The 24030-nt window shown below is 37.6% G+C and carries 5 protein-coding genes; 4 read left to right on the plus strand and 1 reads right to left on the minus strand.

Features of this window, described 5'->3' with window-relative positions; genetic code table 11:
• The first annotated feature begins 2 nt into the window (after nt 1-2).
• Genes D6200_RS08825 through D6200_RS08835 form a run of 3 tightly spaced genes read left to right on the plus strand, consistent with a single transcriptional unit; the run spans nt 3 to nt 9215 of the window.
• Nucleotides 3-6299 (plus strand): DUF7507 domain-containing protein, encoded by a 6297-nt coding sequence (locus D6200_RS08825; RefSeq protein ID WP_073184199.1) that lies wholly within the window; start codon nt 3-5, stop codon nt 6297-6299.
• Between the two features lie 15 nt (nt 6300-6314).
• Nucleotides 6315-7250 (plus strand): PorP/SprF family type IX secretion system membrane protein, encoded by a 936-nt coding sequence (locus D6200_RS08830; RefSeq protein WP_047790750.1) that lies wholly within the window; start codon nt 6315-6317, stop codon nt 7248-7250.
• A gap of 12 nt (nt 7251-7262) precedes the next feature.
• The gene (locus D6200_RS08835; RefSeq protein ID WP_073184197.1) at nt 7263-9215 is read left to right on the plus strand and encodes an OmpA family protein; all 1953 of its coding nucleotides are present in this window, start codon (nt 7263-7265) and stop codon (nt 9213-9215) included.
• Between the two features lie 84 nt (nt 9216-9299).
• Here the strand turns inward: D6200_RS08835 and cls are convergent, their stop codons facing one another.
• A complete protein-coding gene (gene cls, locus D6200_RS08840) occupies nt 9300-10742 on the minus strand; it encodes a cardiolipin synthase (RefSeq protein ID WP_240627169.1) in 1443 nt (480 codons plus the stop codon).
• A 1124-nt stretch (nt 10743-11866) separates the two neighbouring features.
• Between cls and D6200_RS08845 the strand changes: the two genes are divergently transcribed.
• Nucleotides 11867-24028, plus strand: a complete 12162-nt coding sequence (locus tag D6200_RS08845; RefSeq protein WP_125064406.1) for an Ig-like domain-containing protein — start codon at nt 11867-11869, stop codon at nt 24026-24028.
• Nucleotides 24029-24030: the final 2 nt, after the last annotated feature.

Below are 24030 nucleotides of genomic sequence, written 5' to 3' on the forward strand. Positions count from 1 at the left end.
ATTTGACAGACACAAATCTTTCAAACTACACTACTATTTCTACACTTTTAGGTTTAGGTGTAACTCATACAATAACAGTAACAGATAATACCACGGATGAATTTTTTGAAGGAGGAAGCTATGCCGGTTTTTTAATAGAAAATGGCTCTGTTGCTCAAATAGATTTACTAGGAGCTATTACCATAAGAACCTACCTAAACGGTGTTCCTCAAGAAACTAATTCAGGAGCTTCGTTAGTAACACTTGGTAGTTCTCTATTAAATAATGATCAATTCTACGTGGGGTTTTACACTACTTTAGACTACGATAGCATTGAAGTTTCAATAGCTAGTTTAGCAGGTATTGCTTCTAGTACTAATATTTATTATCCGGTTACTAATAGTTTTTGTGTTGGCCCTAATTTAGAACCCAATACTCCTACTTTGATTAATAAACCTGATTTTCCTGCTCGTGTAGTTGACGAACATACTGGAATGGGAGGTGTTTTAAATGTTGGTAGCGTAACCAATACTAATGCTGCGGTAGACTCTAATAGCAACTCATACACTAGTATTGATTTTACTTTAGGTGTTATAGCTACTGGAAGTATGTCTATAAAAGATGAGCTGACAAATTATCCTGCACAAACGTATGTAGGCTTTGACATTGAAAATGCTTCTGTTTTAAATCTTGAACTACTTGATGGAATTACCATAACAACTTATTTAGATGGTGTTCAACAGGAAGTAAAAACAGGTAGCTCTGAATTATTATCGGTAGACAGTGGTTTATTATTTACTGGTACTGAACGCTCTCAAGTAGGTTTTGTTACTTCATTACCTTTTGATGAAGCTCAATTATCCATTCAACAAACTCTTACTTTAGACTTAGGGAGTACTCGAGTTTATGGTCTTATATTAGAGGCTTTTAGCGAAGGGAATTTAAACTGTGATACTGCTACATTATTAAACAATCCTTCTCAACCTGTAATAATTAATAACACAAACACTGGTGTAAACGGAGTAGCTTGTGTAGCTTGTGAAGTAGATAACGCAACAAATGTTATTAGCGAAAGTGAATCTGACTTTGCTATGATAAATGTAACTGCTGGTGTTGCAAGTACAGCTTCTATTTCAGTTGAAAATGTTCTAAGTAATTTTCCTTCTGGAAGCGCTGCTGGTTTTGTTATTAGGGATACAAATGACCTTTTACAATTAGATTTATTAAATTCTCTAACTATAACAACTTATTTAGATGGTTCAGTACAAGAAACACAATCTGGAAACAATTTACTAGCTCTCGAAGCATTAGGTTTAATAAATATAACTCCTTCTACAACTAATGGTTTTTATTTGGTTGGCTTTTCTACTTCACTTGAATATGATGAAATTCAACTTACAGTTAGTTCACTCGCTGCTACTATTAATAGCATTGAGGTTTATGGTAGTTATGTAGACAATTCCATAAAAATATTAGGTAACACAACAAAAGAAACCTCTATCGGAGCTTCAGATGGAAGCATTTCTTTATCCGTATCTGGAGGAACACCTCCTTACACTTATCTATGGAGCCCCGGAGACCAAACATCTTCCTCTATTTCTGGATTAACTCAAGGAAGCTATAATGTAACAGTAACAGATGCTAGCGGATGTCAATCAACAGCAGAGTATATTATTTATACAGACGGAGTACAATACCCTGTTCCCTGTAATACAGAAAATCCTGTAGCAGTAACAAATGATAATTTTACAGATTTAACAGTAGATGAAAACACTTCTGGACTCTGTGTAGTAGGTTGTGGCATTTCAGATGCTAGCAACATTATAGACACAGATCCTTCTAACTTTGCTTCTGTATCAACACTTATTGGTCTTGGAGTAACACATACATTAACTGTAACTGATAATACAGCTAGCGAGTTTATCGAATCAGGTGGTTATGCAGGTTTCTTAATAGAAAACATTTCCATTCTTCAAGCTGATCTTTTAAATGCTATTACCATAACAACCTATCTTGACGGTGTACAACAAGAAACTAACACAAGTACTTCTTTACTTGCTTTAGACAGTCCTATTTTAGGTCAAGATCAATTTTATGTCGGCTTTTACACCTCTATGAATTATGATGCTGTTGAAATCTCTATTTCAAGTTTAGCAGGAGTTGCTTCAACAACTAATGTTTATGCTGCCGTAACTAATAGATTTTGTGAAGGACCTGAGTTAGCTTGTAATACCGCTACCCAACTTACTAAACCAAACTTTCCTGTAAGAGCTGTAGAAGAACACACAGGAACTGGAGGGCTTTTAACACTAGGAAGTGTTAACAACACAAATAATGCTATTGATTCTGATACTTCAAACTATGCTTCTATAGATTTATTAGCAGGTGTTGCAGGTACAGCTACTATAGCCTATAAAAATGAAATTACCGATTACACCGCAAATACTTTTGCTGGTTTTGACATTGAAAATACTACACTTTTAAACACTCAATTGTTTGATGCTATAACCATTTCAACCTATTTAGATGGAACACTTGTTGAATCTAAAACAGGCACAACCGAATTGCTCCCAATTTATTCTGGTTTATTATTAACGGGAAGTGAATCTGTACGATTAGGGTTTATTACTACCGCTCCTTTTGATGAAGTACAACTTTCTATGACACAAACTCTTTCTTTAAACCTAGGTAGTACCAGAGTTTATGGAATGGTACTTCAATCTTTCTGTCCAGGAACGATTAACTGTGATGAACCTTACGTAATATCAAATCCTAGTAGTTCGGTTATTATTAACAACGAAAATACAGGAACCGACGGTGTTGCTTGTATCGCTTGCGAAGTTGATAATGCCGTAAATATTATATCTGAAGACAATTCTGATTATGCACTCATAAATATTATGGCTGGTGTAGCTGGAAGCGCTTCAATTTCAGTTCAAGATGTACTTGTTGATTACCCTGCTGGTACACAAGCAGGTTTTATAATTAGAGATACAAACGACTTACTTCAGGCAGATTTATTGAACACACTCACAATTACAACTTATCTTGATGGCGTTCAACAAGAGCAACAAACAGCAAACAACCTACTCGCTCTTGAAGCTCTGGGTTTAGTAAATATTACTCCAACTAGCACAGATAGTTTTTATGTTGTAGCTTTTGATACTAGCACAGGTTTTGACGAAATTCAATTAACAGTAAACTCATTAGTTGCCGCTGTAAATTCAATCGAAGTTTATGGTGGATATATAGATGCTACTAACTCAACTTTTTGTCAACAAGCTGGTATTGCTTTATTGAAAGAAGGTGTTTTTAATGACACAGATAGTGACGGATGCTCAAATCCAGGCGAAACAATTACATATACGTATACCGTAACCAATACAGGGAATGTTAGTATTACAAACGTTGAATTAACAGACCCTATTTCTCCTTCCCCTTTAACATTAAACTCTGGTGATACTGATGGTGATAATGAACTAGATGTTGACGAAACATGGGTATACTCACTAGACTATATTATCACTCAAGACGATATTGACAATGGCTCTGTTACTGGTCAAGCCACTGTAACAGGGGTAAGTACAGGAGGAACTAACGTAAGCGACTTGTCTGATGACGACAGTACTCTAGAAGACGACCCTACAGTAACCAATTTATGTCAAAATGAAGGTATTGCACTTATTAAGCAAGGAACCATTAATGATGAAAATGGTGATGGTTGTAGCGATAACGGAGAAACAATAACTTTTACCCTTTCTGTTATAAATACAGGAAACACAACACTAAACTCAATAGTTGTAACCGACCCTTTACTTACAGTTTCTTACAGCTCAGGAGATACTGACTCTGACAATGAGTTAGATGTTGATGAAATTTGGATATATACAGGTTCTTATATTGTTACTCCGCTAGATATTACAAACACTTTTGTACAAAATCAAGCTACAGTGCAAGCTAGTACTCTTTCTGGAGGTACAGTTAGTGATCAATCTGATGACAATAGTATCCTGGAAGATGATATCACTACGATTGATTTATGTCAAGCACCAGACATTGCTATTGTTAAAACAGCCACTTTTAATGATGAAAACTCAGATGGTTGTAGCAATGTCGGAGAAACAATAACCTACACAATGACGGTTACAAATCAAGGTAATACTGGTTTAATTAATGTAACTGTAAATGATCCTTTATTAGGCGGACCTGTTACACTAAATTCAGGAGACCTGAACACAAACAACACACTTGATGTAGGTGAAATATGGATTTATACAGCTGATTATGCCATAACTCAAACCAATATTGATAATGGGTCAATTACGAATCAAGCTACCGCAAGCGGAGAGTCATCGCAAGCTGTCGTTGTTACAGACTTATCTGATAATGATAGTGTGCTTGAAGACGACCCAACACAAACTACAATGTGTCAATCCGATAGTATTGCACTTATTAAGACAGCTACTTTCAATGACGAAAACACAGATGGATGTAGCGATATCGGAGAAACCATTACCTATAGTTTTACCCTTACAAACACAGGAAACACTACTATTACCAATGTAGTTCTTACTGATCCAATGCTTGGTGGTACAATTACTCTTGCCTCAGGCGATACCGATAGTGACAACCAACTTGACATTAATGAAACTTGGAGTTATTCTGCTAATTACACCATTACTCAAGCAAATATTGATAATGGTTCAGTGACCAATCAAGCAACAGTTACGGGTACAAGTATTAGCGGCAACAATGTAAGCGACTTATCTGATAATGATAGTATACTTGAAGATGGCCAAACACAAACTACACTGTGTCAATCAGATGGTATTGCTCTTATTAAAACGGCTACTTTCAATGATGAAAACACAGATGGATGTAGCGATGTCGGAGAAACCATTACCTATAGTTTTACCCTTACAAACACAGGAAACACTACCATTACCAATGTAGTTCTTACTGACTCAATGTTGGGTGGTACAATTATCCTTGCTTCAGGGGATACTGATAACGATAATGAACTTGATATTAATGAATCTTGGAGTTATACTGCCAATTACACAATTACTCAAGCAAATATTGATAATGGTTCAGTAACCAATCAAGCAACTGTTACGGGTACAAGTATTAGTGGTAACAATGTAAGTGATTTGTCTGATGATAATAGTACTCTTGAAGATGATCAAACACAAACCAATCTATGTCAGTCTGATGGAATTGCCTTAATTAAAACTGCTACTTTCAATGATGAGGACAATGATGGTTGTAGCGATGTAGGAGAAACAATAACCTATAATTTCGCTCTTACAAACACAGGAAACACTACTATTACCAACATGATTCTAACCGACCCAATGTTAGGCGGGACAATTACCCTTGCCTCAGGTGATATCAATAGCAACAACCAACTTGATATAAATGAAACATGGAGTTATTCTGCTAGTTACACTATTACACAATCTGATATTGATAATGGTTCAGTTAGTAATCAAGCAACTGTTACAGGTACAAGTATTAGTGGTAACAATGTAAGTGATTTATCTGATGACAATAGTATTCTTGAAGACGATCAAACCCAAACTACATTGTGTCAACCTAATAACAGTATTTCTCTTGAAAAAGTAAGCACCTTTAATGATGCTAATGGAAATGGATATGCTAATGTTGGAGAAACCATAACATATAGTTTTATCATATACAATACTGGAGATTCAGTTTTATATAATATTACTTTACAAGATAACTTACCTGGAATTACAATTAACGGTAGCACCATTCCTCAACTATTGCCTGGCGAAGTTGATAGTACAACCTTTACTGCTATTTATGTTATAACTGAACAAGACTTAACAAACGAGTCTGTTACCAATCAAGCATTGGTTACAGCTGAAGACTCTTCAGGAGGTTCTGTAACTGATACTTCTGACGATCCAAACAACTTAGACGATATTGATATTGATAATGATGGTGATCCAGATGATCCTACAATAACAGACCTACCCGTCGAAGAAATTCCTTTTGAAATTTTTAATGCTGTTTCTCCAGATGAAGACGGGGCTAATGATTTCTTCCGCATTAATGGTATTGAAAATTATCCTAACAATAATTTAAAAGTTTTTAATAGATGGGGTGTTTTAGTTTATCAAACTGATGCTTATGGAATTAACGGAAATTTATTTAGAGGAATCTCTGAAGGACGTACAACAGTTAGTAAAGATCAAAAACTACCCACAGGTACCTATTTCTATATACTAACACGATGGAACTCCGATCAAGAAGCCATGACTGATAAAGGATATTTATATCTAAAAAGAAACTAAAAACCACTAAACCTAATGAAACATTATTCTATATTACTATTAATAATTATTAGTGTAAATGTGTGTTTTTCTCAACAAGACCCACAGTATACACAATACATGTATAACACCCAAGTTGTAAACCCGGGTTATATTGGTTCAAAAAATGCTCTTGGTTTAGGGTTACTATACAGAACACAATGGGCTGGATTTGATGGAGCTCCAAATACCGGAACTTTTACTTTTAATATGCCTTTGGGTACCTTAAAACGAAACGCAATAGGACTTTCTATTATTAATGATAAAATAGGTCCTTCTAACGAAACAGGTATTACAATAGATTATGCATACTCATTACTTTTATCAGGTCGTTCAAGAATATCGTTTGGTATTAAAGGAGGACTGAGTATACTAGACGTAGATTACTCAAAACTAAACATATATGATGAAAACGATTGGCAATTTGCAGAAAACATTGATAAAAAAGTACAACCTCAAATAGGTGCAGGTATTTACTATAATAACGACAGACTCTATCTTGGATTATCAGTACCTAATTTTTTCAATTCAAAACATTATAATTCAGATAGCGTCAATAACAACAATGAAGATGCCATAGCCATAGAACGTTTACATTACTTCTTTATAGCGGGTTATGTTTTTGATATTAGTGAAAACCTAAAACTCAAACCTGCAACTATGTTTAAGTGGGTTAATGGATCTCCTCTGCAAGCCGATTTATCTGCAAATTTTCTGTTCAACAATAAATTTACCCTTGGAGCCTCTTATCGATGGGATGCTGCAATTAGCGCCATGGCAGGGTTTCAAATAACTAATCAGTTATTCTTAGGAATGGGATATGATTTTCAAACTACAGATATCGAAGACCATAGTAATGGTTCTTATGAATTCTTTTTAAGATTTGACATCTTTAATAACCCTGAACGTATACTAACACCAAGATTCTTTTAAACTCTTAATATCATGAAAAAGCATTATTTAATATTCTATTTTTTAACTGCCTTAACAAATACAAACGCTTTTACTCAAATTGCACTAGTTGAAAAGGCAAACATCAAATACAATACGTATGATTTTATAGATGCACAAAAAATCTATTTAAAGGTCGTTGAAGAAGACTATGGATCAGCTGAAATTTATAGAAAACTGGGAAATACGTACTATTTTAATAGTAATTATTCAAGTGCTGCAAAATGGTACTACAATTTAATAGACCGATTTCCAAATGAAGCCCTTACAGTTGATTATTTTAGAGCAGCTCAATGCTTAAAAAGCATTAATCAACCTGAAGAGGCTGAAAAGCTCATGGAAATTTACAGATTAAAAGGAGGTAAAGCCATCCCTTTAGAATCCTATAGAAATGTTGCTGACACTTTATTTAAAAAAGGGGTTCAGGATAAACTTTTTGAAATAGAGAAAATTCCTGTCAATACAGAGTATTCAGATTTTGGTCCAGCCTTTTATGGCAATAATATTGTTTTTGCTTCAAGCAGAAAAGATCCAACTTTATCAAAAGAACATCCTACTGAGCTTGCTGGATGGGATAAGCAACCTTTTCTTAACTTATATCAAGTTCCTTTAGATAAGGATATGAACTTTGGTAAAGTAAAAGCTTTTAACAGAAGTATTAACTCACCTTACCATGAATCTACCGCTATTTTTACAAAAGATGGAAACACTATGTATTTTACTAGGAATAATTATTTAAATGGTAAAAAGAAAAAAGATAAAAATCATGTTGTTAGACTCAAAATATATAAAGCAACTAAAAAAGGTAATACTTGGGGAAGTATACAAGAACTTCCTTTTAACAACGATAATTACTCTGTTGGACATCCAGCCCTTAACCCTGAAGAAGACAAACTCTACTTTTCATCAGATATGCCTGGTAGCTTAGGAATGTCCGATATTTGGTATGTCAAAATTTTAGGAGAAGACATTTATACAAATCCTATAAACCTTGGTAACAAGATTAACACTGTTGAAAGGGAAACTTTCCCTTTTGTAAGTGACGATAACGATTTGTATTTTTCTAGTGATGGGCATTCATCAGGTATGGGAGGTTTAGATATTTTTGTTACAAAACTAACAAAAGATTCTCATGGTGAAATATCTACTTTTGGAGAACCTATAAATAGCTCAAAAGACGATTTTGGCTTCATTATAAAAGAAGATAGAATAGGGTATTTTACATCTAATCGTGATGGTAAAGAAGGTAGTAAAAGTGACGATATTTATCAAATTTGGGAACGTTGTGAAATCACCATTCAAGGACCTGTGATTGATAAAAAAACTGGTGAACTAATTCCAAATACAGAAGTTACTTTAATAGATAGTAACAACAAGGAAGTAAAAACAATGACTGTAGGTAATGATGCTACTTTTTCTTTCTTATTGGATTGCCAAGAACAATATACCCTAAGGGCAAAGAAAAAGGAATATTTTCCGAAAGAAAAAGTTATAGAAACCCCTAGCAACCCAAAAACTATTAAAATGCCTATTAAACTAAACATGCCTTTAGCTTTAGAGCTTTCTGACCCTTGCCCTCCAAATGATTTAGGGTGTAAGTTAACGTTACAACCTATTTATTTTGATTACGACAAATCTAATATTCGCCCTGATGCAGAAATTGAACTGGCTAAAATTTTGGCCGCATTAAAAGAATATCCTACTTTAAAAATTCATATAGAATCACATACAGACTCTAGAGGTAATGATTCTTACAATTCAAGATTATCTGAAAATAGAGCACAAGCTACATTAGATTGGTTTCTTAAAAAAGGAATTGATATAACAAGGCTAAGTGCAAAAGGATATGGAGAATCAAAACTTATTAACAAATGTAATAACCAAACTAAGTGTAGTGAAGACGAACATCAACTGAATCGTAGATCCATGTTTATAATTAAAGAATAACTCAAAAAAGCTCTTTTTGAAGAATAAATAACGATAAAACTTCTTTTCCTTAAGGAGTTTTATCGTTACTCTTTTGTAACTTAACTACAAAATAGGAGCTAACAATCTAGCTAATCTCTCTGTAAAACGTATTAAAACAGGTCTATTATTCCATTGATGTAAGTCTATTTTCTCACTGTTTTTTAAATCTTCCATAAAAGCATTTTTCAACTGACTTGCAAAATCTTTATCATAAACTAATGCGTTAATTTCAAAATTTAAATCAAAACTACGTTCATCTAAATTTGCTGTTCCTACAGAAGAAACTAACTCATCAAATACAATTGTTTTCGCGTGCACAAATCCTTTTTTATATCTATACACCTCCACTCCTATTTCTAACACTTCTTTATAGAAAGAATTTGACACTGCATTAACTAATTTCGAATCTGAAATACTTGGTACCAATAGTTTTATTTTAACCCCACTCAAACTAGCTATTTTAAGAGCATCTAAAAAAGAAGTTCTCGGGACAAAATAAGGGGTTGTGATTAAGATTTCTTTTTTTGACAATAAAATTGCTTGAATAAGAGCATACATAATGTCTGGATGATCAGAATCTGGTCCACTAGAAATTACTTGAACTAATTGCTTATGTTCATTTGTTTTTACTTGATCTCCCGCTGGAAAAAGCTCTTCCTCTATAATAACATTTTGATTAGCACAAAAATTCCAATCCGCTAAAAAAACTCGTTGTAAGTTTAAAACAGCGAGTCCTTCTATTTTAATATGTGTATCTCTCCAGTAACAATTAAATTTATTAGGATTAATATACCTTTCAGAAACATTAACACCTCCTACAAAACCAACTTTACCATCTATAACAATAATTTTTCTATGATTTCGGTAATTAATTCTATTAGCTAACAATAACCATTTAATTTTATAAAAAGGGTACGCCTCCACCCCACTATCAATTAAAGACTTCACAAACGATTTACGAATATCTTTACTTCCAAAATCATCATAAATAAAACGTACTTTAACTCCTTCTTTAGCCTTTTCTTTTAAAACATCTCCTATTTGCTTACCAATAGTATCATTTTGAAAAATATAATATTCTATATGTATATGATTTTTTGCAGCTTTTAATACTTTTATAACTTCTGGAAACTTACGTTCCCCGTTTATTAGTAAATTAACTTTGTTATTACTAGTTAAAATATTTTCTTTATGTATAAACTTCGTCAGATTATAAAAATGTCCTAAATGGCTTTTAGACGTTGATAGTATTTTTTCATTATACTTTTTTAGCTTCTCTTTAAGGTCGAAGAAAATGTTTTTGTCTACTTCTAACTTTTTATTATATAACTTATACGTTCTATGGTTTATTCCAACCATTAAATAAATAATAATACCTCCTACAGGAAACAGAATCAGCAAAAATAGATAAGCTATTGCTTTTGGTGGTGTTGAGGTATTAATAATAATAACAGCAACTGTAGCAATAATAGCTACATATAAAATTATAAGTAGTGTAGTTATCAAAATAAAAGTATCTTTTTCTGCTAAAGGTATTTAAATTATTATGATTAACACAAAGCTCTAGAAATCTAATCTAATACTTTTATTTTTTTTCTCCATTTGCGAGCTTATGAAAAGTATTTTTTACAACTAAAAACAATCAGTTAAGCTTCCCATACAACTAACTCTTGTTAGTGTTAAATTCGTTTTTGGAGATAATTGATTGGTAACTATCCTTAGTGTTGTTCCTACAAAAAATATAGGAATAGCCTTCAATCACTAAAAAGCTAAGTCATGGGTAAAAACTCAAAATACTATCCAATAAGTACCTCCCAATTCTAAAAAAAATGACCAACTGAATAGAATAGCTTAAACTAAAATATTTAGATACATAACTAATTCTCATCTTCTTTTTAATTTTATCGAGCCTCATTTATTTTGCGCATTAACATTATTATAATATGACTCCTACAACAATTTTCTTAAAAATAGTTTTACGATTTAAGAACATCTCTTATTTCATAATAATGAAAAAAATAATTAAAAGTCTATCCTCACCTTTCCCACTCCTTTAATTAACAAACCACTATTCTATGCAAAAAATATTTAAACATAAAAAAATGTTAAATTATTTTTTATATATTTATACTGGTATTTTAAAAAATTTCTATTCTCTTAATTGTCTATTAAATAAAATAAAAGATGACATAACATTATCATAATATATAAACAAAATCAAGTCTCCCAACATGAAACACATTTATTATCAAAATTTTAGCATTATAAGATTTATCTTAAATCCTATAATTCTTCTTCTTTGGAAAATTCAACTACCTACCTTTAGAAAAGAGAAAACTATTAGGCTTTCAAAAAAGAAAAAAACATATTTACTAAATCTTCTCAATTCTTTCAATGAAGTTTGTGAGATTGATTCTAAATATCCTCATACAATTTTCACATAATTATGAGCCACAATTAACTAAGTATAAAAAACAACTAACTATTTAGTTTGTTTTTATATTCTATTTATACATAGATTACATTATCAATATAGTTAATAAAGTTTACTATGTTATTTAATTCATATATTAAGTAACATGTAATTACAATCCTGCATAACCCTCCACTTTAAACAAAAAAAGCTTTATATGAAAAATAAACACCCTCACTATAGTGTATATAAAAGCATATTATATATAATTTTCTTAACATTTACTATTAGCCTTAGTTCGCAAGTAATCATAAAAGAAGAATTAAAAAGAAGTAATCTCAACAAAACCTTATCCTATAAACCACCTCAAGACACAAAATTATCCTCATCAAACAATCTAGTTAACCCTATAAGTAGTTCTTTTTTAACAAAAAAAATAACTAATAGTAATTTAAATCAAAGATCCTTTTCATCTACTTTTAGTATGATGATGATGGCTACACCAACTTTAGATTTAAACTCTATAACACCAGGAAATAATTATGATTTCCAACTACAGCCAACAACATCAAACATTTTCCCTGTAACTGTAGATCCAAAAGTAACAACAGATACAGGTGTTTTAAGTGCAACAATAAGTTTTTCTGGAATTGTTGATACTCCTTTTGGTGAATTGTTAGCTATTAATAATGGCGGTGGTTTTGATTTATTATGGTTACAATTACCGGTATCTGGTCCATTTACCTATACTATAGGGAGTTCAACAATACAAATTACACAACTAACAAACACAACATTTAATATTGTAGAAACCTCTGGAAATCCTATCTCTAATTCTGAGTTTGAAACGTTTTTATCCACCTTGTTTTATGGAGACTTGCAAAGCCCATATACAGATGGGGTACGCACAATGGATGTTACCATTTTTGATACAAATGGAGATTCTACCTCAGCACAAACCATTATAAGAATCTACACTACTCCCCCAACAGTTGTAGATGAAGCTGATAGTATTCTTGCTAATTCTACTGGAACTATTACAGGTAATGTTCTTACTAATGACTCTGGCTCTACTGCCATATCGGTAACAGAAGTAGACGTCTATCCTTCAGCTGTTAACAACACTTATACTACTTTATATGGAGACATTACAATACAAGCAAATGGTACTTATACTTATGATGTAGATGAAACAAATGCTTCTGTTACAGGTTTAAGAAACGGAGAGAGTTTAGATGATATTATTTCTTATACTGTAGCTGATGCCATTGGTATAAAAGATTATGGTATATTAACCATAACAATTAACGGAGTAGATGAAGCCCCTGACGCAATAGATAACACAGATTCTTTAACTGCTTTTATCGATGCAAGTGCCACAGGTAATGTAATAACCGATCCTGGAACTGGGGGCTCTGATACCGTAGATCGAGGCTTATCTACTTTAGTTTGGGAAAGCAATTTTACAAATGGAGAAACAGTAAATGGAAAAACAAAAACTATTGGTGGCGTGGGGCTTTCTTTTACTACTTTAGACCCTGGAGGATTTGGTACATCCTTTAACCAAACAGTAGATTATACTACCAACGGAGGTCATACAGGTTATTTAATATATAATATAGACGGAACAACTAACCCAACTGATGACACTGTTTTAGTTATAGATTTTGATCAACCTGTTTTTAATTTAGGTTTCTTACTAACAGATATTGATTTTTCACAAGGAAGTTCTTGGCAAGATCAAATAAAAATTGAAGGTAATTTAGATGGTATAAATTCAACTTATAAATTTGTTACAACAGGTGGAGTAATTAACTCAGGAAGTAATACTTTTTATGGAATAGGTAGCGCAATACCTAGTGATGCTACAGGAAATATCAATGTTTTTTTTGAACAGCCAATTAATCAATTAAGATTAAGCTATAATTATGGACCTAATGTTACAGATCCTGACCCTCTTGGACAAATTGCTGGTGTTTCAGATATTTACTGGCAAGGTTCTGGCTCTGTTACCACCATAAGACTTGGTACTACATTAGGTAACCTAAATGCCGGAAATTTAAATATTTTATACCCTGGAACTTACGGGTCAATAATAATGAATCCAGATGGAAGTTATGAATATATTGTTGATACATCAAACCCAGCAGTAGCAGGCTTACTCGTAGGTCAAACATTAACAGATACATTTTTTTATGAAATTTCCGACGGAGTGTCTTCAGATACAGCTAATTTAGTAATTACTATTAATGGATCAGGGACAGACCCTGATGGTGATGGAATAGCCGATAGGCTAGATTTAGATGATGATAATGATGGAATATTAGACACAGAAGAATCATTAGCTTGCGCAGGAACCCCATTAGATTTAACAGGAATTGGAACTACCTTAACCTCTGGAAGTTATTTTGATCAAGATACAGAAAAAATAATAGATGTAACAATTACTACAACAGGTACAGTAGACGAAGGTAATGCTAATGGAGATATCTTAATCACTCAAGGAGGAACAGCAACTTTTACTTTTTCATCCCCAGTAACAGTTTCTCTAAAGCATGAAATTGGTATAACTGGAAATTTTGATACAGGGGATACTTGGGAATTAACTTCAACAGGAGAATTTACTGTAGCCGACCCAAATGGTGATTTAATGATTAATTCTAACTCTGGTGGCATTTTGAACTTTGATGCCTTAGGTGCTATTTCAGCATCTGAAGCTTGGGAAATTAAAACAACCACAACATCGCTAAAACTTGATCTAAAATCTGGAAATACAAAATCTCCTATCAACTTAGCTCTAATATGTGGCGGTTTTTTAGATTCCGACAATGATGGAATTCCGAATCATTTAGATTTAGATAGTGATAATGATGGGTGCTTTGATGCAGTAGAAGCAAGTGAAAATGTTTCTTCTGGTCAGTTAGACGGAAATGGAAGAATAGATATAGCAGCTCAAGGAAGTATCGATAGCAATGGAGTTCCTAACCTTGTAAATGCTTCTGGAGCATCAGATATAGGAGGTGATCAAGGACAAGAGACCACAGGTAATGAAATTGTTGCTACTCAAATACAAATGGACACACAACCAAGTGATAGTACTATATGTTTAGGGAGCAATGTTACTTTTACAGCCGCAGCAAGCTCTTTAAGTACAACTACTTATACAGGAACCGCCCCAGGAACAAATCCGGATTACAGTGGTAGTACAAGTACTACAACTGGATTGGTATATCAATGGCTAGAGCAAGTAGGAGGTGTCGGAGCTTGGAATAGTATATCTAATGGAGGAATATATAGCAATGCAACTACCCCTGCATTAACCTTAACCAATCCACCAATAACAGCTTCCAATAATAAATATAGGTTAATAGTAACAAGTACACTTAACACCTGTCAGACTTTAGCTTCAGATGAAGCATCCCTTACAATTATCCCTACTTCGGTGGGAGGAAGCATTGCGGGAAGTACCAATGTGTGTACCGGAACCAATTCAACAACACTGACCCTAAGTGGACAGACAGGAAATATCATCCGTTGGGAAAGTTCTACCGATAACTTTACCACTGATACCGATATTGCAAATACCACCACGACCTTAACAGCAACCAACCTTACCACCACCACGCAATACCGTGCAATCGTACAAAGTGGTGCCTGTACTGAAGCGACTTCTGCTACAGCAACCATTACTGTAGATCCGACTTCAGTGGGAGGAAGCATTGCGGGAAGTACCAATGTGTGTACCGGAACCAATTCAACAACACTGACCCTAAGTGGACAGACAGGAAATATCATCCGTTGGGAAAGTTCTACCGATAACTTTACCACTGATACCGATATTGCAAATACCACCACGACCTTAACAGCAACCAACCTTACCACCACCACGCAATACCGTGCAATCGTACAAAGTGGTGCCTGTACTGAAGCTACTTCTGCTACAGCAACCATTACTGTAGATCCGACTTCGGTGGGAGGAAGCATTGCGGGAAGTACCAATGTGTGTACCGGAACCAATTCAACAACACTGACCCTAAGTGGACAGACAGGAAATATCATCCGTTGGGAAAGTTCTACCGATAACTTTACCACTGATACCGATATTGCAAATACCACCACGACCTTAACAGCAACCAACCTTACCACCACCACGCAATACCGTGCAATCGTACAAAGTGGTGCCTGTACTGAAGCGACTTCTGCTACAGCAACCATTACTGTAGATCCGACTTCAGTGGGAGGAAGCATTGCGGGAAGTACCAATGTGTGTACCGGAACCAATTCAACAACACTGACCCTAAGTGGACAGACAGGAAATATCATCCGTTGGGAAAGTTCTACCGATAACTTTACCACTGATACCGATATTGCAAATACCACCACGACCTTAACAGCAACCAACCTTACCACCACCACGCAATACCGTGCAATCGTACAAAGTGGTGCCTGTACTGAAGCTACTTCTGCTACAGCAACCATTACTGTAGATCCGACTTCGGTGGGAGGAAGCATTGCGGGAAGTACCAATGTGTGTACCGGAACCAATTCAACAACACTGACCCTAAGTGGACAGACAGGAAATATCATCCGTTGGGAAAGTTCTACCGATAACTTTACCACTGATACCGATATTGCAAATACCACCACGACCTTAACAGCAACCAACCTTACCACCACCACGCAATACCGTGCAATCGTACAAAGTGGTGCCTGTACTGAAGCTACTTCTGCTACAGCAACCATTACTGTAGATCCGACTTCGGTGGGAGGAAGCATTGCGGGAAGTACCAATGTGTGTACCGGAACCAATTCAACAACACTGACCCTAAGTGGACAGACAGGAAATATCATCCGTTGGGAAAGTTCTACCGATAACTTTACCACTGATACCGATATTGCAAATACCACCACGACCTTAACAGCAACCAACCTTACCACCACCACGCAATACCGTGCAATCGTACAAAGTGGTGCCTGTACTGAAGCTACTTCTGCTACAGCAACCATTACTGTAGATCCGACTTCGGTGGGAGGAAGCATTGCGGGAAGTACCAATGTGTGTACCGGAACCAATTCAACAACACTGACCCTAAGTGGACAGACAGGAAATATCATCCGTTGGGAAAGTTCTACCGATAACTTTACCACTGATACCGATATTGCAAATACCACCACGACCTTAACAGCAACCAACCTTACCACCACCACGCAATACCGTGCAATCGTACAAAGTGGTGCCTGTACTGAAGCTACTTCTGCTACAGCAACCATTACTGTAGATCCGACTTCGGTGGGAGGAAGCATTGCGGGAAGTACCAATGTGTGTACCGGAACCAATTCAACAACACTGACCCTAAGTGGACAGACAGGAAATATCATCCGTTGGGAAAGTTCTACCGATAACTTTACCACTGATACCGATATTGCAAATACCACCACGACCTTAACAGCAACCAACCTTACCACCACCACGCAATACCGTGCAATCGTACAAAGTGGTGCCTGTACTGAAGCTACTTCTGCTACAGCAACCATTACTGTAGATCCGACTTCGGTGGGAGGAAGCATTGCGGGAAGTACCAATGTGTGTACCGGAACCAATTCAACAACACTGACCCTAAGTGGACAGACAGGAAATATCATCCGTTGGGAAAGTTCTACCGATAACTTTACCACTGATACCGATATTGCAAATACCACCACGACCTTAACAGCAACCAACCTTACCACCACCACGCAATACCGTGCAATCGTACAAAGTGGTGCCTGTACTGAAGCTACTTCTGCTACAGCAACCATTACTGTAGATCCGACTTCGGTGGGAGGAAGCATTGCGGGAAGTACCAATGTGTGTACCGGAACCAATTCAACAACACTGACCCTAAGTGGACAGACAGGAAATATCATCCGTTGGGAAAGTTCTACCGATAACTTTACCACTGATACCGATATTGCAAATACCACCACGACCTTAACAGCAACCAACCTTACCACCACCACGCAATACCGTGCAATCGTACAAAGTGGTGCCTGTACTGAAGCTACTTCTGCTACAGCAACCATTACTGTAGATCCGACTTCGGTGGGAGGAAGCATTGCGGGAAGTACCAATGTGTGTACCGGAACCAATTCAACAACACTGACCCTAAGTGGACAGACAGGAAATATCATCCGTTGGGAAAGTTCTACCGATAACTTTACCACTGATACCGATATTGCAAATACCACCACGACCTTAACAGCAACCAACCTTACCACCACCACGCAATACCGTGCAATCGTACAAAGTGGTGCCTGTACTGAAGCTACTTCTGCTACAGCAACCATTACTGTAGATCCGACTTCGGTGGGAGGAAGCATTGCGGGAAGTACCAATGTGTGTACCGGAACCAATTCAACAACACTGACCCTAAGTGGACAGACAGGAAATATCATCCGTTGGGAAAGTTCTACCGATAACTTTACCACTGATACCGATATTGCAAATACCACCACGACCTTAACAGCAACCAACCTTACCACCACCACGCAATACCGTGCAATCGTACAAAGTGGTGCCTGTACTGAAGCTACTTCTGCTACAGCAACCATTACTGTAGATCCGACTTCGGTGGGAGGAAGCATTGCGGGAAGTACCAATGTGTGTACCGGAACCAATTCAACAACACTGACCCTAAGTGGACAGACAGGAAATATCATCCGTTGGGAAAGTTCTACCGATAACTTTACCACTGATACCGATATTGCAAATACCACCACGACCTTAACAGCAACCAACCTTACCACCACCACGCAATACCGTGCAATCGTACAAAGTGGTGCCTGTACTGAAGCTACTTCTGCTACAGCAACCATTACTGTAGATCCGACTTCGGTGGGAGGAAGCATTGCGGGAAGTACCAATGTGTGTACCGGAACCAATTCAACAACACTGACCCTAAGTGGACAGACAGGAAATATCATCCGTTGGGAAAGTTCTACCGATAACTTTACCACTGATACCGATATTGCAAATACCACCACGACCTTAACAGCAACCAACCTTACCACCACCACGCAATACCGTGCAATCGTACAAAGTGGTGCCTGTACTGAAGCTACTTCTGCTACAGCAACCATTACTGTAGATCCGACTTCGGTGGGAGGAAGCATTGCGGGAAGTACCAATGTGTGTACCGGAACCAATTCAACAACACTGACCCTAAGTGGACAGACAGGAAATATCATCCGTTGGGAAAGTTCTACCGATAACTTTACCACTGATACCGATATTGCAAATACCACCACGACCTTAACAGCAACCAACCTTACCACCACCACGCAATACCGTGCAATCGTACAAAGTGGTGCCTGTACTGAAGCTACTTCTGCTACAGCAACCATTACTGTAGATCCGACTTCGGTGGGAGGAAGCATTGCGGGAAGTACCAATGTGTGTACCGGAACCAATTCAACAACACTGACCCTAAGTGGACAGACAGGAAATATCATCCGTTGGGAAAGTTCTACCGATAACTTTACCACTGATACCGATATTGCAAATACCACCACGACCTTAACAGCAACCAACCTTACCACCACCACGCAATACCGTGCAATCGTACAAAGTGGTGCCTGTACTGAAGCTACTTCTGCTACAGCAACCATTACTGTAGATCCGACTTCGGTGGGAGGAAGCATTGCGGGAAGTACCAATGTGTGTACCGGAACCAATTCAACAACACTGACCCTAAGTGGACAGACAGGAAATATCATCCGTTGGGAAAGTTCTACCGATAACTTTACCACTGATACCGATATTGCAAATACCACCACGACCTTAACAGCAACCAACCTTACCACCACCACGCAATACCGTGCAATCGTACAAAGTGGTGCCTGTACTGAAGCTACTTCTGCTACAGCAACCATTACTGTAGATCCGACTTCGGTGGGAGGAAGCATTGCGGGAAGTACCAATGTGTGTACCGGAACCAATTCAACAACACTGACCCTAAGTGGACAGACAGGAAATATCATCCGTTGGGAAAGTTCTACCGATAACTTTACCACTGATACCGATATTGCAAATACCACCACGACCTTAACAGCAACCAACCTTACCACCACCACGCAATACCGTGCAATCGTACAAAGTGGTGCCTGTACTGAAGCTACTTCTGCTACAGCAACCATTACCGTAGGAGGAGTAGTTAGCTTAACTATAAATGATATTACTGCAGACAACATTGTCAATGCCTCAGAAGCAGGAAGCACTATTGCAGTCACCGGAACCGTAGGCGGAGATTTCAATACAGGAGACACCGTAACCCTAACAATCAACGGAAATAGCTATACCGGAACGGTAGACGGTAGTGGAAACTACAGCATCAATGTTCCAGGATCAGACTTAGCAGCCGATGCAGACACGACAGTAGAGGCTAGTTTCCTTTCATATGCAACTTGCTCCACCAACACGACCCATGCTTATAATGTAGACACGACCGCTCCAGTTCCTACCATAAGTGTAGACAACATCACGGCAGACAACATAGTCAATGCAACAGAAGCAGGAACAACCATTGCAGTCACTGGAACGGTAGGCGGAGATTTCAATACCGGCGACACGGTAACCTTAGTAATCAATGGAAACAACTACACTGGTACCGTAGATGCCAGTGGAAACTACAGCATCAATGTACCAGGGTCAGACTTAGCTGCTGACACAGACACGACAGTAGAAGCAAGTGTAGCGACAACAGACGGATCGGGGAATGCAGGAAGTGCAAACACGAATCATGTTTATAATGTAGACACGACCGCTCCTGTTCCTACCATAAGTGTAGACAACATCACGGCAGACAACATAGTCAATGCAACAGAAGCAGGAACAACCATTGCAGTCACTGGAACGATAGGCGGAGATTTCAATACCGGCGACACGGTAACCTTAGTAATCAATGGAAACAACTACACTGGTACCGTAGATGCCAGTGGAAACTACAGCATCAATGTACCAGGGTCAGACTTAGCTGCTGACACAGACACGACAGTAGAAGCAAGTGTAGCGACAACAGACGGATCGGGGAATGCAGGAAGTGCAAACACGAATCATGTTTATAATGTAGACACGACCGCTCCTGTTCCTACCATAAGTGTAGACAACATCACGGCAGACAACATAGTCAATGCAACAGAAGCAGGAACAACCATTGCAGTCACTGGAACGATAGGCGGAGATTTCAATACCGGCGACACGGTAACCTTAGTAATCAATGGAAACAACTACACTGGTACCGTAGATGCCAGTGGAAACTACAGCATCAATGTACCAGGGTCAGACTTAGCTGCTGACACAGACACGACAGTAGAAGCAAGTGTAGCGACAACAGACGGATCGGGGAATGCAGGAAGTGCAAACACGAATCATGTTTATAATGTAGACACGACCGCTCCAGTTCCTACCATAAGTGTAGACAACATCACGGCAGACAACATAGTCAATGCAACAGAAGCAGGAACAACCATTGCAGTCACTGGAACGGTAGGCGGAGATTTCAATACCGGCGACACGGTAACCTTAGTAATCAATGGAAACAACTACACTGGTACCGTAGATGCCAGTGGAAACTACAGCATCAATGTACCAGGGTCAGACTTAGCTGCTGACACAGACACGACAGTAGAAGCAAGTGTAGCGACAACAGACGGATCGGGGAATGCAGGAAGTGCAAACACGAATCATGTTTATAATGTAGACACGACCGCTCCAGTTCCTACCATAAGTGTAGACAACATCACGGCAGACAACATAGTCAATGCAACAGAAGCAGGAACAACCATTGCAGTCACTGGAACAGTAGGCGGAGATTTCAATACCGGCGACACGGTAACCTTAGTAATCAATGGAAACAACTACACCGGTACCGTAGATGCCAGTGGAAACTACAGCATCAATGTACCAGGGTCAGACTTAGCTGCTGACACAGACACGACAGTAGAAGCAAGTGTAGCGACAACAGACGGATCGGGGAATGCAGGAAGTGCAAACACGAATCATGTTTATAATGTAGACACGACCGCTCCAGTTCCTACCATAAGTGTAGACAACATCACGGCAGACAACATAGTCAATGCAACAGAAGCAGGAACAACCATTGCAGTCACTGGAACGGTAGGCGGAGATTTCAATACCGGCGACACGGTAACCTTAGTAATCAATGGAAACAACTACACCGGTACCGTAGATGCCAGTGGAAACTACAGCATCAATGTACCAGGGTCAGACTTAGCAGCCGATGCAGACACGACAGTAGAAGCAAGTGTAGCGACAACAGACGGATCGGGGAATGCAGGAAGTGCAAACACGAATCATGTTTATAATGTAGACACGACCGCTCCAGTTCCTACCATAAGTGTAGACAACATCACGGCAGACAACATTGTCAATGCAACAGAAGCAGGAACAACCATTGCAGTCACCGGAACAGTAGGCGGAGATTTTAATACCGGCGACACGGTAACCTTAGTAATCAATGGAAACAACTACACCGGTACCGTAGATGCCAGTGGAAACTACAGCATCAATGTACCAGGGTCAGACTTAGCCGCTGACACAGACACGACAGTAGAAGCAAGTGTTACTACTACTGATACTGCTGGAAATACTACTTCAGCCACTGATACTCACCTGTATAATGTAGATACCACAGCTCCTACCCTTTCTATTGTTATTGATGACATCACTCCAGACAATATCATTGACGCAGTAGAAGCTGGAACTGACATCCCTGTGACTGGAACTGTAACTGGTGACTTTAATACGGGTGATACTGTAACCTTAATAATCAATGGGAATACCTATACAGGAACGGTAGACGCCAGTGGAAACTACAGTATAAATGTACCAGGATCAGACTTAGCAGCTGATACAGATACGACTGTAGAAGCAAGTGTTACTACTACTGATACTGCTGGAAATACTGCTTCTGCTACTGATACTCACCTGTATAATGTAGATACCACAGCTCCTACCCTTTCTATTGTTATTGATGACATCACTCCAGACAATATCATTGACGCAGTAGAAGCTGGAACTAACATCCCTGTGACTGGAACTGTAACTGGTGACTTTAATACGGGTGACACTGTAACCTTGATAATCAATGGAAATACCTATACAGGAACGGTAGACGCTAGTGGAAACTACAGCATAAATGTTTCAGGCTCAGACTTAGCAGCTGACTCAGACATGACTGTAGAAGCAAGCGTTACTACTACTGATACTGCTGGAAATACTGCTTCAGCCACTGATACTCACCTGTATAATGTAGATACCACAGCTCCTACCCTTTCTATTGTTATTGATGACATCACTCCAGACAATATCATTGACGCAGTAGAAGCTGGAACTGACATCCCTGTGACTGGAACTGTAACTGGTGACTTTAATACGGGTGATACTGTAACCTTAATAATCAATGGGAATACCTATACAGGAACGATAGACGCCAGTGGAAACTACAGCATCAATGTTCCAGGATCAGACTTAGCAGCTGATACAGATACGACTGTAGAAGCAAGTGTTACTACTACTGATACTGCTGGAAATACTGCTTCTGCTACTGATACTCATTCATACAGTTTACTAGACTCTGATAATGATGGAATTCCTGATATTACCGACATTGATGATGACAATGATGGAATTTTAGATACCGATGAAGGAGATGGCAACATAGATACTGATGAAGACGGTATACCTGATAGTCTTGATACTGATAGTGATAATGATGGAGTTCCAGATGTTATTGAAGGAAATGACGATAATAGTGATGGGATACCTGATAGCCTTCCTTCTGGAAATGACTCAGATGGAGATGGTTTGGATGATACTTATGACACAGATAACGGAGGTACCCCTGTAGACATTCCTGATAATGATGGAGATGGTATTCCAGATTTTCAAGATATTGATGATGACAACGATGGTATTAATACTTCAGATGAAAATCCTGGTGACTCTGACCCAACAACCAACGATGCTCTTGATACCGATGACAATGGTATTCCTGACTATCTGGACCCTAACACAAAACCATGTGGTACTCCCTATAACATCATGACTCCTGGTAGTGATGGTGATAATGATATTTTCTTCATCTCTTGTATAGACAGACCTGAATATAGTAATAATACTGTTGAGATTTTCAACAGATGGGGTAACACTGTATACAAAGCCTCTGGCTATAACAATAAAGACGTTGTTTTTAACGGAACTTCTAATGGAAGAACAACAATTAATGTTGATGAAAAATTACCTTCAGGCACCTATTTCTATGTTATCGATTTAGGTGATGGATCAAAACCAAAAGTAGGCTGGTTATACATTAATAGATAAAA

Source organism: Tenacibaculum mesophilum (assembly GCF_003867075.1).
In the GTDB taxonomy this organism is placed as follows: Bacteria; Bacteroidota; Bacteroidia; order Flavobacteriales; family Flavobacteriaceae; genus Polaribacter; species Polaribacter mesophilus.

Excerpts from the sequence above, each read along its gene's own strand:
- D6200_RS08845 (WP_125064406.1), top strand. The coding sequence starts at position 11,867 with ATGAAAAATAAACACCCTCACTATAGTGTATATAAAAGCATATTATAT.
- D6200_RS08835 (WP_073184197.1), top strand. The coding sequence starts at position 7,263 with ATGAAAAAGCATTATTTAATATTCTATTTTTTAACTGCCTTAACAAAT.
- D6200_RS08830 (WP_047790750.1), top strand. The coding sequence starts at position 6,315 with ATGAAACATTATTCTATATTACTATTAATAATTATTAGTGTAAATGTG.